Raw genomic sequence first — 15,688 nt, forward strand, 5'->3', positions numbered from 1 at the left:
TTAAAATGTGACTCACACTGTTCTTAATGCTAAATCACGGGATGCTAATTATAAGTGTTCGTAGGGTATTAATACCCTCTTAACCGCACTGCCAACTACTTTATTGCAACTAGCGACGTAAAGTTAAAGCACTTAAACCACATCACTACATCTTTAAAGCCAACGGATTTTAATCGGGTTTCGTGTTCGCTGAAGGTATCGGTCAGCATTACGTTCTCAATGGCGGCCCGTTTTTGGCTTACTTCTAATTCACTATAACCATTGTCACGCTTAAATTGGTGGTGCAGGTCTATCAATAGTTCATTGCCAGCCATGGTGGGGTGTTTAATTTTTTCTGAAAGAATTAACACGCCACCTTCGTTCAAACCATCGTAAATTTGTTTTAATAGTGCTTCTCTATCGGCAGGCGGAATAAATTGTAATGTGAAATTCATGACGACCATAGAAGCGTTTTCTATTTGGGTATCTTGGGCATTTTGCTGAACAATGGTAATTGGGTTTGGTAGATTGAAGGCTTGAACCATTCTTCTACAACGGTCAACCATGGCATCCGAACTGTCTATACCAATTATTTCACACGGCAAATCTTGAGTGGCCCGTGCAATTGAAAAACTTGCTGCACCCAGTGAACAACCAAGGTCATACACCCTCGTATTTGGTTGTACTTTTGTTTTGGCCAATTCGCCAATAGTATGAACAATAGTTTCATAACCTGGCACCGAGCGTTGGATCATATCGGGAAAAACGTCAACTACTGACTCATCGAAGGTAAAATCTGCTACCTTTTTAAGAGGGTTTGCATAAAGTCTGTCGTGTTTTTGCACAAAATGTACTCAGCTAGCTGGAATTTGGTCGGCAATTTTACCCTCACAAACAGAAATGCCAATGGAAAACAGTAAAAAAATCAAATAAAGCGGTGATTTTTAACGAATAGGGCTTTTAGAATTAAATCGAAAGTATTAACCTAGAGATATAAGAACTAAAGGAAGCAACAACGCTAATGACAAGAATTCTTGTAGCAGATGATCATCCATTGTTTCGTGAAGCACTCAGCGGAGCGCTAGGCCCTTATTTTGAAAACGCGCAGATTCTTGAAGCTGGAAGCCTTGATGCTGCGCTAGCCATTTTAAATGAATACGATGGCATAGAGTTGGTCTTACTTGATTTAAATATGCCAGGCGGTGAATACTTTAATGGCATCATTACCTTGCGTGAACAATATCCTAATATTCCTATCGGCGTAGTGTCTGGTAGTGACACGGTGGAAGTGGTTGCACAAGTAATGAGCTTAGGTGCTCAAGGCTTTATCCCTAAGGTGTCAGCAACACGTGAAATGGCACAAGCCATTGTTGATATCATTGCGGGTAAAAAATGGCTTCCTGAAGGTATGGAAGAAGAGCTTGAGAAAGTAGACGATGAATTGAAGTTGTTGCTTCAACGATTCAGAGAGCTTACGCCTAAACAAATTCAAGTATTGTCATTCCTACGTGCAGGCTTAATGAACAAGCAAATTGCTCACGAAATGAATGTAACAGAAGCGACGATTAAGGCGCATATCAGCGCAATTCTACGTAAACTTGAAATCAACACCCGTACGCAAGCGGTGTTGTTAATGGATAAGCTTCAACTTAGCTAAAGCTTCGGCCTGGCTAGGGTTATAAACAAGTTCTACAAATTAAAAAAAGCCGGTGTTTTAAATAACACCGGCTTTTTTGTTTCTGCTGCCATTGCCGCAATTTTTAAAAGTGATAGCTCACTGTTGCATTGGGGTAATTTCACCATTTTCGGTAACGATGCCGAGCCCCTTATCGGGTACTTCACCATATGGTTTCTTTTGTGCATCACCACTTAGTTTAGTGATATAAATCGCCCAGTATTCTATGTGTGGCGTTTTATAATCTTTAAAAAAGGCGACGCCAATTTCATTTTGTTCAGCATAAAAAGGAATTTCACCCAGCAAATGCTGTTTGTGAGAGAACGAACTTTTTAATGCGTGCCACACCTTTTTTGCGGTTTGATAGCCGCCAGCCAATGCCTCAACCTGATTACTCATAGCATCGCCGTAATAGGAAGGCAGTGTTAACCCTGCGTTTCGCAAACGGGTGTTAGGGCTGCCATTTAAGAAATGCGACACTAAGCCTTCTTCTGCCATGTCTTTTGCCTTTTGTTCAGCAATGGCAACTAAGGTGGGGTTACAGTGAATTTGGGGGCGTGCTTGGTTTTTATCATTCACAATAAGCCTGGCAAGTTTTTGGGCTTGTTCTGAATTACCACACTGAAAAGTGTCAGAAGGTAATGAAACCATCGGGTACTGCGATTCAGCATGAGCAGGTGCAGTCAGTAGAAAAGCTAACCATAAAATAGCAGTGGGTTTGATGCATAAAAAAAGGCCGCCGAAGCGGCCCTTTTTAGGGAGGATTAAGCTAAGCAGCTTTGCCTCCTCGTTTCTTCATTTCGCTAGAAGAGTTTACTTTAGCCACTAATTCTTCGTGGTCGAAATCGTCCACGTTAATGGTTCTTAGTCTTCCTGCTTCTGTACGGCGAAGTAAATCAGCTTCTTCTTCGTTAATGATGTCTTCACTAAGCGCTTCATCTGCTAACGCCGCTAAACGTGTGAAAGGCAGTTTCGCTTTCTTATGTTTGCAAATGCGTTCGAAGATTGGCTCGGCTGCTAATACATCATCAAGCGTCTGTTCTAAGTCTCCGAACAAGTTACCTTCTTCACGAGAAAGGTACTGACCATAACCTAAACGACTACGTGCGCTACAAGGGGTCTGTAGCATTTGTGCAATAGCATGCTCGGTTTTATCAGAAGGCTTACCAACACGACGACCAAACGGAATAACAAGGCCACGAAGTACAACACCAATGGCTTTGTTAGGGAAGTTCGCTAAGAAGTCATCAATGGCTGTTTCAATGTCATGCAACGTGTTTTGCATTGCCCAATGAAGTAGCGGTAAGTCTTCTTTTAAGCGACCATCTTCGTCAAAACGCTTCAATGTAGTACTACCTAGGTACAAGCCACTTAAGATATCGCCTAAGCGTGCAGATAAACGCTCACGACGTTTTAAGTCGCCGCCTAACACACCCATAGAAACATCGGTAAGTAACGCTAGGTTTGCACTGTAGCCTTGCAACAGCTTGTAGTAGTGAGCGGTTTCGTCAGTGAAAGGTGCACTGCTAAATACGCCGCTAGTTAGTGAAAACCAAACACTACGAACTGTATTTGAAATGGCAAAACCAATATGCCCAAATACGGCTTTATCAAATGCGCTAATGCTTTCTTTCTTATCTTCAATTGACGCCGCTTGAATTTCTTTCAACACGAAAGGGTGGCAACGCATTGCGCCTTGACCGAATATCATCATGTTACGAGTAAGAATGTTCGCGCCTTCAACAGTAATTGACACTGGAACACCTTGGTAACCACGGCCCAAATAGTTATTTGGCCCAAGCATTACGCCCTTACCGCCATGAACGTCCATCGAATCATTAATGATTTGACGCATCTTTTCGGTAAGGTGATATTTACAGATTGCCGATATCACAGATGGCTTCTCACCTAAATCAACACCTACTGTTGAAAAGCGTGTTACGCCATCCATCAAGTATGCATTACCACCAATACGGGCTAGCATTTCTTCTACGCCTTCCATATGGCCAACAGGCATACGGAACTGACGGCGAATACGTGCGTAAGCACCAGTTGCCAATGAAACAGACTTAGCACCACCTGCAGCAGAAGACGGCAGGGTAATACAACGGCCTACTGACAAACATTCAACCAGCATACGCCAGCCTCTACCTGCCATCGCTGGACCACCGATGATGTAATCGATTGGAACGAAAATCTCGTTACCGCGAATAGGTCCATTTTGGAAAGGGGTATTCAGCGGGAAGTGACGACGACCAATTTCTAGGCCCTTTGTATCGCGAGGAATAAGTGCACAAGTAATACCTGGCTCTTTATTGTCACTTAATAAACCGTCTGGATCTTGAAGTTTAAACGCTAGACCAATTACCGTAGCTACTGGCGCAAGGGTAATATAACGCTTGTCGAAAGTTAGGCGCATACCTAGCACTTCTTCACCGTTCCATTCGCCTTTACATACCACACCGACATCAGGAATCGCGCCAGCATCTGAACCTGCTTCAGGGCCAGTTAATGCAAAACAAGGCACTTCTTGGCCTGCCGCTAGGCGCGGTAAGTAATGGTCTTGTTGTTCTTTTGTTCCATAGTGCTGAAGTAGTTCGCCTGGGCCTAACGAGTTAGGAACACCAACCGTACTTGAAAGTACTGCGCTAACACCAGCAAGCTTTTGAAGAACGCGAGACTGTGCGAACGCTGAGAACGCTAAGCCGCCGTATTCTTTTTTGATGATCATGGCAAAGAACTTATGTTCTTTAAGGAATGCCCAAATTTCAGGTGATAAATCGGCATCTTTATGGTTAATTTGCCATTCATCTACCATTGAACATACTTCTTCAACCGGCCCGTCAAGGAACGCTTGTTCCTCAGCCGTTAAGCGGCCTTTTGGAATACGGTGAAGTTTTTCCCAATCAGGCTTACCACTGAAAATATCACCGTCCCACCATACTGTACCTGCATCGATTGCTTCTTGTTCGGTGCTAGACATTTCTGGCATTACCTTTCGGTAAAACGCTAATAGTTTCTTAGTGATGTGTTGCTGACGAATATTAGAAAGGGTAAACGGCAGCGTAAGTGCTAGGAATACAATCCAACCAAGTAAACCAATATCGCCGAACAGAGTCCCTAAAATCATGACTCCACCAGCAATACACACTGCTGTTACTAAGCTGGTACGTTGATAGCTGGCAACAGCCAAAGCTAACACTACCAGTAAAAACCAAATAAAATCTGCCATACTTCGCTCCTGAGAAGGCGTTAAATGTAACGCTAATCGTTCCTCTTATTTTGGTTCATGACGCAAGATTCTGCGCAGTTATCAAATTGAGGTCAGACCAGCATGGGTTAAACCTATTATTTAATGGCCCAAAGATCAAGATTTTTACATGAATTTTGCATTAAAACTAACGCTTATAGTTTGCGCTAGCACGCTATAGCTATGGGCTAGCAGCTAGGTTGGGTGAAACGGTCAAATAATGAAAATAGAAAAGAAAAATGGAAATAGGCGGGCAGTTCCCCGCCTATTGAAGGTGTAACTTAAAGTTACTCGCTGGTGTAAGACTTCAACTTAATGTCGCCTTGCTCTTCACCATCTTTAAATTGCTGCAATCGCACTAGGGTATAGTTTAATGATGGAGCAAACCACGCGAAGGTTTCGCGAGTTTTAGAATCACGAATAAGTTTCACTTTCACCGTGTCAAAATCACCGTAAGGTAATGATAATTTTTCATTACCCACTACTTCTACACCGTAGGTACGTAACTCACCGCGATAGTTAACAAAGTCGTAAGTCAGGTTCGTTTCGCCAGATGCTAATTGATTTGCCAGGTCTACACGGTAAATTTGGTTGTCGAACTGACCGTTCCAAACAAACTCGTCGCCATCCTCTACCGCTATTTTGCCGCCGTTACCGGTATTGAAATTAACGGTGAGCTTCTTATCTGGCCCTGTACCTGTGCGAGTATAATGATATTCGATAGGTAAAACGCTGCTATCTTCTACTTTAAAAATAGAGTGCTCGTAGCGCTTGTCAGATAAAAAGAATTTAGAAACTTTGGAAGAGTAGGTGAGGGAATATTGTGTATTACTTAGCGCTTCAAGCTTAATGCGAGCTTCGCCCACATCATCGCCCCACTTGTAAGCAGTATAAACTGCCTCGTAGGGTTGAAGTTTACTTTCTGTTGCATCGGCCGCGTGGGCGCCAGCGCCCACAAAAGCCATTAATATTGCTGCTACAAAGCGGCGTTTACTCGTTTGCATAACCCGATTCTGGGAGTTCTTGCTCATCTAGGATAGCCTTATTATTTACCATCTTAAGTCGCCCCGCACTGAACCAAGAAAGCACTAATGGGTATATGCGACGCTCCTGTTCTTGAACACGATCTGCTAAGTCTACCGCAGTGTCATCTTCGAAAACCGGCACGCGGCTTTGAATAATGACTGGGCCGCCATCTAATTCAGGCGTCACAAAGTGCACGCTTACGCCGTGTTCTTCGTCGCCGTTATCGATGGCTTGCTGATGCGTATTCAACCCTTTGTATTTGGGCAATAAAGATGGATGAATGTTCACTAATTTTCCAGAAAAAGTATTTACAAACTCAGGCGTTAGGATACGCATGAAGCCAGCAAGTACAATATAGTCTGGGTTTAATGATTCAATTTCAGCTTGCAATGCCTTGTCGTAGCTTTCGCGACTGTCGTGCTGCATGTGGTCTAGGCTTATTGCCGTAATGCCGGCCTCTTGCGCACGGGTTAAACCGTACGCATTTGGGCGGTTACTAATAACACCACAGATTTCAGCATCGAGCTTTTCAGCGCTGATGTTATCAATAATGGCTTGTAGGTTACTGCCGTTACCTGAAATTAAAACGCAAAGTTTGGTTGATGGAGTGCTCACGCGTTTATCTCAACTTGCTGCTCACCGTCTTTGGCTTGAATATCACCAATTAACCATGCGTTTTCACCGTGTTCTTTCAACGTTGCAATAGTGGTCTCTACGTCGGCTTCATCAATAACGATAACTAAGCCAACACCACAGTTGAACGTACGGTACATTTCATGACGAGTAACGTTACCGTTCTCTTGCAGCCAGCTAAATACTGAAGGCCACTGCCAACTCTTCTCGTCAATAACCACTTTTGCATCATCTGGTAATACCCGAGGGATGTTTTCCCAGAAGCCACCACCAGTAATGTGCGAAATAGCACTAACTTCAACTTTTTCAAGCAATGCTAAGACTGATTTCACATAAATGCGGGTAGGCTCAAGTAAATGCTCGATAAGCGGCTTGCCGTCTAAATCTTGATTTACGTCGGCGTTGCTCACTTCTAAAATCTTACGAACCAGTGAGTAACCGTTAGAGTGAGGACCTGATGATCCTAGCGCGATAAGTTTCTGGCCAGGCTTTACTTTAGTGCCGTCGATAACTTTTTCAGCTTCAACCACACCTACGCAGAAACCTGCAATATCGTAATCGCCGCCGTGGTACATTCCCGGCATTTCAGCGGTTTCACCACCTATTAGCGCACAACCCGCTTGTTCACAACCATTACCAATACCGGTCACTACCGATGCCGCAACATCAACATCTAGTTTGCCAGTAGCGTAATAATCTAAGAAAAACAGTGGCTCGGCACCTTGCACGATAAGGTCGTTAACGCACATTGCCACTAAGTCGATACCCACGCCATCATGACGGTTTGCATCCATAGCAACACGAAGTTTCGTGCCCACGCCATCGGTTCCAGAAACCAATAAAGGGTTCTTGTATTTCGTTGGAAGCGAACATAATGCGCCAAACCCACCAAGGTTTCCTTTTACTTCCGGACGGTGAGTCCTTTTAGTAACGGATTTAATACGGTCGACAAGTTGGTTTCCCGCATCAATATCGACACCAGCATCTTTATAACTAAGAGAGGTTTTATTTTCGCTCACGTTTGCGCCCTAGAACTAAGAGTAAGAGGTAGAAAAACGCGGATTCTACCAGTAAGTCACCACAAGTCCAATTGACTAAGGCGTATAAGAGTCAGATCATGTGAAAAAAGTGTAATTTGAGTATGAAATACATTTTTTAGCCGCTTCAAACTTCGTTTTTTGTATTTATTGATGAAATAAACACAAATATGACAGAGAATAGCGGGCAACGATCTTTTGGCGTTGTAGTGGAGTAGTGAAGAAATTGATTTCTTATCGGAACAGGAAAATTAGGCGTATGTTTCAGCAACAATTAATTCGCGGTGTAGGTTTGGCAATAGCGGTGTGCACAATGAGTGCCCATGCTACGCAGCACGTAGTGGTTAATGAAGCACAGATACCTGTTAGTGATCAGAGTCAAAAAACACAAGCCAACGCCGTAAAAGAAGCCTTAACCCAAGTAATGGTAAAGGTGTCAGGTAATACCGCGGTGCTGCAGAACCCTGGGGTAAGGGCAGCACTTAGAAAGCCGGAAGCTTACCTTCGCTCGTACCGTTTTTCCTATTCAGGCAACGAAACCTTTTATGTTGCAGAGTTTGACAAAACTAAGCTAACCGAACTGATGAAACGTGAAGGCCTACCTTTGTGGGGCGAGCGTAGACCAGAAACCATTGTGTGGTTGGCCACAGAAACCGACGACAATGAACGTATTATTTTAGATGAAAGTTCACCAACACCCGTAGGGGAAATGTTGGTTAACACTGCGAAAATACGAGGTGTGCCGGTAAGCCTGCCACTAATGGATTTAACCGACTCTGCCAGCATCTCAATTTACGATGTGTGGGGTAGGTTCGTTCAGTCTTTAACGGCATCATCACAGCGTTATGGTGTTGATAATATTATTGGCGCTCGTTTGTATAAAAATACCCCTGGCGAAATGCCGTCTATTCCTGAAGGTTTGCCTGCATCATCTGGTTCTGACCAAGATGTCGGTGAAGGTTCAACCGAAGCGCAGCCACTCAGCGGTGAACTTAATTTAAGTGAAGTTGAGATAGACCCAAATGGGCAGGAAGTAGGAAGCGGCAGCGTTACCGGCGAGGAACTCATAGCCTCAATGGTGAATGAAGCGCAAGAAATGCCGCCTTTCACAATGGACGAATTCACCCAATATGCGCAAAAAGCACAAGAGGGTGAATATGCACTTGATTGGGTGTTTGTGGGCAATGGCAAGGTAAGCTATGGTTCTATTTTTGCCGACGAACCTACGTCACTCACGCACCAGTTGGTTGATGCTTATGCCAATTACTTGTCCTCACAATATGCTGTGATCCCTGGTGCCGTAGACGCAGAGCGAGTGCAAATATCTGTGTCGGTTGCTAATTTAGACTCATTAAAAAAATACGCTAACGCCAATGCGTATTTAAACAGCTTAAGCGTTATAGAAGAGGCCATGCTAACCGGGCAAACCGGTTCCGTAGCCACTTATAATTTAACCTTGCTTGGTACGCCAGAGGATTTACTCAATACTGTAAGGCTTGAATCTAAACTTCGGCCTGTCACCGATGCCTTTGGTCAAGTGGTAGAAGGATATACCTTTTACTGGAATGAATGACCCTTTTGCTATGCAGCTAACTCTCCCTGTAACGCTACCCACAGATGAAACGTTCGACAGTTTTGTTGATACGGGAAACCAAGAAGTGGTGGCGTTGCTTAAGGGTATTCCAAGTGCTATGCCTGCATGGCAGGATGCACCGTCTTTAGCTTCGCTTTCTGCATTACATCTGCCATTAGTTACATTGTTAGGTGGTCAGGGCTTGGGTAAAAGCCATTTACTGTATGCCTTGTGTCATCAACTGGCGCAGCAAAACGTTAATCACCTTTATTTAAATTTGAATCATCATGCCCAGTGGTCTTTCGATATTTTTGATGGGTTAGAAAATCTCTCGGTTATCTGTTTAGATAATATACATGCCATTGCTGGTCATCCACGCTGGGAAGAAGCCTTATTCGACCTTTTCAATCGGGTGATAGAAAACCCTCACGCACTCATTGTGGGGAGTAGTCAACACGGGCCTTCACACCCAGCATTCCAATTACCAGATTTAAGCTCTAGGCTTGCATGGGGCGTTATTTATCATTTAACGGCGCTTAATGATGAGTCGCGTAAGGAAGTGGTGCGATTGCGTGCTGACCAACGAGGATTAAGGTTGTCAGAACAGGCATTGCAGTTTTTGTTGCACCATAGCGATAGAGATTTACGAAGCTTGTTAAGCTTATTAGCCAGGCTTGATACCCGTTCATTGCAGGAACAAAAAAAGCTTTCTGTGGCTATGGTTAAGCGGGAACTCGGGCTTTAATTTTCTAATTATAAACGCGCTTCAAGCTTCTCTTGCGCCTCTATAATCGCTTTCTTTTCATCGCCTGTAAGCTGCACACTATCTTCATTGTCTAAATCTACCGAATTAAACCAAGTGCTACCGGCAGGAAATAAGGTTGGCGTTGGCATGGCAGCTTGAATAGCCGGAATGTCGAGCTCAGGAAATACGCGGCTAACCGCATAATCTACCCGTAATTGCAGGTTACTATCGTTAATACGATCCCGTTGCCCCCAAGTGACATCGTAAGAGCCATCGTCTACTGCATCACCTGAAAATATGGCCACATCCGCACTGGCGCCCATTCGATAAAGCATCATGAAGCGCTCGACCAAATTAGCGAAATCTTCTCTTTCAGTGTAATAGGAGTAAAAGGTAACTGCACCGTCGCTAGCGAACCAATTGGCCACTTGAGCCGCTGAATAAGCACGCTGTGTACTGTTTGCATCATCACCCCCATAACGTACCTGCGCCAGCGAATGTAGTTCGGATGAGGTAAGCGGCAAGGTGTTTTCAAGGCCAGTTGATAAAGGCGCGTTGTTATTAACGTAATTTAGTGGGGTATTACTGTTAGATAAGGACGACCAGGTTGTATAGTCGAAGAAATCATTCGCGTGGGCGAGTTCGTGGTACATCAACCATGTTAGTGCAGCATCGACACCTTGTTGAGTTCGGGTTGCCCTTGCTGACGCTGCCAAGCCAGTTTGTGGATAGTAATAGACTGCGTCTTTTACGTATCGCCAAAAAATAGAAAAATCTAAATCACTACCAAAGCCGCTACGGTAATCGGGTTGAGTATTAATGGTGTCTCTTTCTTCAGGGCTGCGCCAAAAGTTATTTGCATCAAGATAAATAGCACCAGTCACTGCCCAATAAAATGAGGGGCGAATATCGTAAGAAATAACAACCGCACTGGTTGCTCTTAGCATTTGTAGCAAATCTTCACTGCTGTTAGATGTTTCTAAAAACTGCTCGAATGCCTCTCCCATCCATGGATGTGACACATAGGTTCTATCTAAAATATCATCAATAGTAGGGGATTCTGTTTGCTGCCCAATAAGAGGAAGTTGCGCAAATGTGCAGCTGGAAGTTAGCTCGTTGTGGTAAACGCAAGCGTCCAGCGCTGCAGCATATGGGCTATTCGGACGATACGCTAGCATGTGCGACGTCACGGTTTCTGGATTACTGCCTGAGTCATCAACGAAATACGCATCTGAATCTATATTGATATTTTTTATCAACACTTGAGCCGTATCGGTTGCAATCGAGCCATCATCGAAAGTCAGCGTAGCTTGAATTTCAGCAATGCTGTCGGCGCTTACTTGTGGCGCTTGAAAATAAAGATTATAAGAAAAATCGCCGTCATCAAAAGTAAAAGCGGGTATTGATGCCCCTGATAACTGTTCCCACGTAATGTCGGTAACGGTTTTCAAGCTGTTGTTATCTACGTGCAGTGAAACGCGGCCACCTTCGCTGGCTTCGTGACCTAAGCGTAAAATAGCTTCAGGAGGCTGGTCTTCAATAACGGTAAGGCTCAGCTCGTCAGTTAAGGTGTCGGCACTAGAAAAAGTGGCAGTAACCGAAACAAGGTAATCGCCGGCCGCCATAGCATCGAAACCTATGGCTTGGGTATGCGATGCAAGAGGAGTTATGTTGGTTGCTTGTGTGCTAGCGCTAGTTGCACTTACCGTCCAGTTAACGTTAGTAATAAATGTGCCCGACGGGGCGGCAACGGCAAAATCGGCAGAGTCGCCAGCAATAATTTCGCTGGCGCCCTGTATTGTTAGGCTGGGTGGCGAAGATGGGGTAGGTGTAGTGACGTTGCTATCTCCTGTTGAACCGCCGCATCCATATAATGCCAACAGTGAAATTGGTAGTAGCCACTTCATCGTTATTCCCCTTGTTCGAAATGCGCCTTTTCTTCTTGCATAACTTGTTTAAGTTTCTTTAATCCAAGGCCTAGTTCACGTCCACGTTTACGAGCAAACGCACTGCAACCAACGAACATTCCAACACAAAGCAGAATTTCAATTGCCGCATACCAGCGCTCTTCAGGGACTGCATAAGCCACCGTACAACCGTGCATTAAATAAAACAGTACCACGAAATTTGCCCAAGCGTGAGTATACGGCTTGCCTTGTATAACGCCTTTGTAAGGTAAAAGTAACGGCACTAAATAAACCAACGTAATAAAGATTGGCGAGTACGTTAGCGTTTTATTAAGAAAAAACTGCCACGCAATAATCCACGCTATTAAGAGGGTATGGCACCCAAGTGCCAAATAACGATAAAAGCGAGTGTTAGGCGCCATGTGTTGTCTCCGGGTTATTCGCATGCCACAAAGCATTGGCTAATTTTGCCAGACGTTTACCTTGAGCAATACATAAAGATTTTTCATCTTCAGTGAGTGTGACTGCGTTGTCGAGGGCGACATGGCTCACACCGTAAGGGCTGCCACCGCTGCGAGTTTCATGAAGCGCTGGCTCGCTGTAGGGCAGGCCGCACATCACCATGCCGTGGTGGAATAATGGGATCATCATGGAAAGCAGTGTCGATTCTTGACCGCCATGCATGGAAGAACTTGATGTAAACACACACGCAGGCTTATTAATAAGCGACCCTTTTAGCCACTGGCTACTGGTGCTGTCTAAAAAGTGCTTTACTGGCGCTGCCATGTTACCAAATCGCGTAGGGCTTCCTAAGGCAAGGGCACTACATTGCTCGAGTTCTTGTAAGGTAACTGTGGGGGCTGCGTTAGGGTTTGATTCTTCCACACTGACGTTGGTGTTCTCTTCTTCAGAGCCTTGCTCATTTGAATTCGAACTAGCGCCATTCAAATTAGCGTTTAGGCTTGCCACGCTGCGCACAATAACTTCTGGTCGCACAAATGATGTACCAGTAGAAGGTGATGACGCGTTCGCTTCAAAGCTTGATAGTTGAGCCATTGCCCCTTGGGCGATAGCATCAGCTAACCGTTTGGTACTGCCATGGCGGCTGTAATAAAGAATTAAAATAGGGCCCATTATACGATTTCCAATACGGCCTCTGGCGGTCTTCCAATACGCGCAGTATTGTTATTAATAACAACTGGGCGCTCAATTAACTTAGGGTGTTCTACCATGGCAGCGAAAAGCTGTTCATCGGTAATATCTGCACTACCTAATGCAGCAGATTTATAGGCATCTTCTTTCGTGCGCATCATGTCGCGTACATTTTCGACGTTAAGTTGCCCAAACAAAGTTTTAAGTTCATCGATGCTCAGTGGCGTTTTTAAGTATTCTACTACGGTAGGCGATATACCTTTTTCTTCAAGTAGTGCTAAGGTTTGGCGGCTTTTAGAGCAGCGCGGGTTATGTAAAATAGTAACCGAAGACATATTGTCGCCTCATCGTTAAATCATTGCTAAATTTTGGCGCTGACTATTGCTTGTTTGAAGGTGTTTTTCAAGGTGCTAAGCCCTTATTAATGATAAAAGCGCATTAATATTGGTGTTTAGGGGTTATAAATTAACGCTGTTGCTAAGCAATTAACGCTGCTTGTGCAAACGGCGCGCTAAAAATGCTGCCTTTGAAATTGAGCCGATAGTAAGGCAAGCCCATTTGAAAACACAGGAAAATACTTGCTATTAAATACGCAGCAAGGCATGTTTTCACACCGTTATTGTTTATATTGTTTTTATATATAACACCGCTTTTCTTATGTAAAAGAAGTATGTAAAAGAAGTATGGCAAAAAAGTACGGAAAAAAAGGTACGCTAAAAATGACGAACGCTGTGAAGCAAGGGATGTTGATTATATTGGTGATGTTACTTTCAGCAACCGCTGGAGTGTGGTTTTATCATTACCATCAAACCGACTTTGAAACCCTCCAGGGCGAACAATATAAGTGGCGAGATTTAGAAGGCGATTGGGTGATCATCAATTACTTTGCGCCCTGGTGTGCCCCTTGTTTAAGAGAAATGCCTGAGTTACACCATTTAAACGACAACCTACCGCCAAACACATCGTTATTCGCCATTAACTACGACGTACTACCGGTAGCCGATTTACAGGCCATGGCAGAGAAATTCGACATCACGCTGAATTTGATTGTGGCCAATGAAGAAACCCAGCTTCCCATTACTAAGCCGCCGTATTTACCGGCGACTTACATTGTGGGCCCGCAAGGACAGGTTCAAGCCGAGATTTTAGGTGAGGTAACTGCTGATATTTTAAAAGACAAAATAGCAAAGTTGCAGGAACAGGCGTTATAAGCGCTGCAACCGCTCTTCTTGATCTCTAAATTGCTTTATTCTTGCCCTAATGCGTTGCTTTTGAAGATGATCGTCGTCTTTCGCAAAGTTATAAGCATACTGTAGTTCATCCACGGCGCGAGTATAGGCGCCATACAAGGCGTACACTTCTGCCTTACTTTGATGCATTTGCGAAAAGCGCTTCGCTTTTTGGTACGCTTCAGACATCAACTGATGCGCAATTTGATATTCGTCGTTTACTAGTAAAAAGTCTTTTAGCAAACTAATAGCATCATCATAACGGCTAGCACTAATCATGGCATTTGCTTGGTTCAGCGCCAATACTTGATTGCGCGGGCTGTTCTCTACAAACGGTGACAGCATTTCTACCGCCTTTAAAGGCTCGCCCTTGGCAATGTAAATATCTGTTGCTGCGTCTAAGTAAAACAGGTTGCCGCTATCTTTACGTAACAACTCACCCATAACGATGTCTTGGGCTTTGTCGTACTCTTCAGTTCGCATATACGCCAATGCCAACGCATAAAGCGATGCTTCTTTAACGCGGTAAACTTCTTTATCTAACTGAGCGGTAAAATACTCTACCGCGTAATCCGGTTCAAATGAGTACCTAGCCATGATGCGGGCTTTAGCCAGTTCGAACTGTTTACTTACCGGAACAAAGCGAGAAGGGTAGTCGTCTGCACGAGAACGGGCATCGGCAATACGAGACTCAGTTAATGGGTGAGTTAATAAACGTGCTGGCGGGCGAGAAACGTTTCGATACTCTTCAGCCATAATTGAAAAGAAGTCGGCGGCGCCGTTGGCATCAAACCCAGCGCGAGACAACATGGCAATACCGATGCGGTCGGCCTCTTGCTCGTTAGAACGGGTGTAGTCAATTTGCATTTGTACAGAAGCCGCTTGGCCAGCTTGCATGGCCGCCATACCCGCTTGAGGGTTTGCCATGGCAATTAATACGCCACCAATAAGTGAAGCAATGGCTAAGGGCGACGAACGTTGTTGCGCTTGCATGCTTCGCGCAATGTGACGTTGTGTAACGTGAGAAATTTCGTGAGCAAGTACCGAAGCCAATTCGCTTTCGGTGTTTGCTCTGCGCATAAGGCCAGTATGAACGCCTATATGCCCACCAAAGAAAGCGAAGGCGTTAATCGCATCGTTATCTACCCAGAAAAAACGGAATGGGAATTTGGCGTTTTCGGCATGAATGACTAAGCGGTTGCCTAAATCTTGTAGGTATTCATCTAAAACAGGATCGGCTATTAGCGGGCTTTGCCCACGCATTTGACGCATAACGGCATCGCCAACAATCATTTCTTTGTCTAAAGAAATGGCGTCAGACGCCACTACGCCAATTTCAGGTAGCGCATTTTTATTCGTGTAACTCACGCTTTGCGCAATACTCGACAAGCTTGCTGTAATAAGGAAAGACAGCACCAAGAGTTTTTGAGATAACCTTTTCTTCATGTACCTGTGATTTACTGAACAATACTGGAATACGTA

General features: G+C 44.4%; 15 protein-coding genes. 4 read left to right on the forward strand and 11 right to left on the reverse strand.

The window, feature by feature from the left end; all coding sequences use genetic code 11:
* Positions 1-95 precede the first annotated feature (95 nt).
* Positions 96-824, reverse strand: a complete 729-nt coding sequence (cmoA, locus tag J8L84_RS11770) for a carboxy-S-adenosyl-L-methionine synthase CmoA (RefSeq protein WP_211070854.1) — start codon at positions 822-824, stop codon at positions 96-98.
* A gap of 176 nt (positions 825-1,000) precedes the next feature.
* Between cmoA and J8L84_RS11775 the strand changes: the two genes are divergently transcribed.
* Complete coding sequence (locus tag J8L84_RS11775) at positions 1,001-1,636, forward strand: response regulator transcription factor (protein ID WP_061997362.1); 636 nt, start codon at positions 1,001-1,003, stop codon at positions 1,634-1,636.
* A 117-nt stretch (positions 1,637-1,753) separates the two neighbouring features.
* Here the strand turns inward: J8L84_RS11775 and J8L84_RS11780 are convergent, their stop codons facing one another.
* From J8L84_RS11780 to purM, 5 genes are all read right to left on the reverse strand, one after another.
* Positions 1,754-2,305, reverse strand: a complete 552-nt coding sequence (locus J8L84_RS11780; protein WP_247670722.1) for a CAP domain-containing protein — start codon at positions 2,303-2,305, stop codon at positions 1,754-1,756.
* Positions 2,306-2,423: 118 nt separating this feature from the next.
* Positions 2,424-4,886: an acyl-CoA dehydrogenase FadE gene (gene fadE, locus J8L84_RS11785; protein ID WP_211070855.1), complete on the reverse strand. Its 2,463-nt coding sequence runs from the start codon at positions 4,884-4,886 to the stop codon at positions 2,424-2,426.
* 305 nt (positions 4,887-5,191) lie between these two features.
* The gene (locus J8L84_RS11790) at positions 5,192-5,935 is read right to left on the reverse strand and encodes a DUF3108 domain-containing protein (protein ID WP_247670723.1); all 744 of its coding nucleotides are present in this window, start codon (positions 5,933-5,935) and stop codon (positions 5,192-5,194) included.
* Positions 5,895-6,545 (reverse strand): phosphoribosylglycinamide formyltransferase, encoded by a 651-nt coding sequence (gene purN / locus J8L84_RS11795; protein ID WP_211070856.1) that lies wholly within the window; start codon positions 6,543-6,545, stop codon positions 5,895-5,897. Before purN ends, J8L84_RS11790 begins: the two co-directional genes overlap by 41 nt.
* On the reverse strand, positions 6,542-7,582 hold the full coding sequence (gene purM / locus J8L84_RS11800; RefSeq protein ID WP_211070857.1) for a phosphoribosylformylglycinamidine cyclo-ligase: 1,041 nt from the start codon (positions 7,580-7,582) through the stop codon (positions 6,542-6,544). The genes purN and purM overlap by 4 nt, the downstream gene beginning before the upstream one ends.
* A 277-nt stretch (positions 7,583-7,859) precedes the next feature.
* Here purM and J8L84_RS11805 point away from each other — a divergent pair, with 277 nt between their 5' ends.
* Together J8L84_RS11805 and hda are read left to right on the forward strand one after the other, a co-directional pair.
* The gene (locus tag J8L84_RS11805; protein ID WP_211070858.1) at positions 7,860-9,173 is read left to right on the forward strand and encodes a DUF2066 domain-containing protein; all 1,314 of its coding nucleotides are present in this window, start codon (positions 7,860-7,862) and stop codon (positions 9,171-9,173) included.
* Positions 9,174-9,183: 10 nt separating this feature from the next.
* Positions 9,184-9,918, forward strand: a complete 735-nt coding sequence (gene hda, locus J8L84_RS11810; protein WP_211070859.1) for a DnaA regulatory inactivator Hda — start codon at positions 9,184-9,186, stop codon at positions 9,916-9,918.
* 8 nt (positions 9,919-9,926) lie between these two features.
* Here the strand turns inward: hda and J8L84_RS11815 are convergent, their stop codons facing one another.
* The 4 genes from J8L84_RS11815 to arsC are packed head-to-tail and all read right to left on the reverse strand — an operon-like array spanning position 9,927 to position 13,312.
* Positions 9,927-11,825 (reverse strand): hypothetical protein, encoded by a 1,899-nt coding sequence (locus J8L84_RS11815; RefSeq protein WP_211070860.1) that lies wholly within the window; start codon positions 11,823-11,825, stop codon positions 9,927-9,929.
* A 2-nt stretch (positions 11,826-11,827) separates the two neighbouring features.
* Positions 11,828-12,247: a DUF2069 domain-containing protein gene (locus J8L84_RS11820; protein ID WP_126873515.1), complete on the reverse strand. Its 420-nt coding sequence runs from the start codon at positions 12,245-12,247 to the stop codon at positions 11,828-11,830.
* A complete protein-coding gene (locus J8L84_RS11825; RefSeq protein WP_211070861.1) occupies positions 12,237-12,959 on the reverse strand; it encodes an NAD(P)H-dependent oxidoreductase in 723 nt (240 codons plus the stop codon). The genes J8L84_RS11820 and J8L84_RS11825 overlap by 11 nt, the downstream gene beginning before the upstream one ends.
* Entirely contained in the window at positions 12,959-13,312 is a 354-nt protein-coding gene (gene arsC, locus J8L84_RS11830) for an arsenate reductase (glutaredoxin) (protein WP_211070862.1), read from the reverse strand. The genes J8L84_RS11825 and arsC overlap by 1 nt, the downstream gene beginning before the upstream one ends.
* A 384-nt stretch (positions 13,313-13,696) precedes the next feature.
* On the opposite strand from arsC, the gene J8L84_RS11835 reads away from it, so the two are divergent.
* Entirely contained in the window at positions 13,697-14,188 is a 492-nt protein-coding gene (locus J8L84_RS11835) for a TlpA disulfide reductase family protein (protein WP_211070863.1), read from the forward strand.
* Here J8L84_RS11835 and J8L84_RS11840 read toward each other — a convergent pair.
* Positions 14,183-15,652, reverse strand: a complete 1,470-nt coding sequence (locus tag J8L84_RS11840; protein WP_211070864.1) for a M48 family metalloprotease — start codon at positions 15,650-15,652, stop codon at positions 14,183-14,185. The two genes, J8L84_RS11835 and J8L84_RS11840, sit on opposite strands and share 6 nt — an antisense overlap.
* Between the last annotated feature and the right edge of the window lie 36 nt (positions 15,653-15,688).

Origin of the sequence: Alteromonas sp. MMG017 (genome assembly GCF_018100795.1) — a bacterium.
Taxonomy (GTDB): Bacteria; Pseudomonadota; Gammaproteobacteria; order Enterobacterales; family Alteromonadaceae; genus Alteromonas.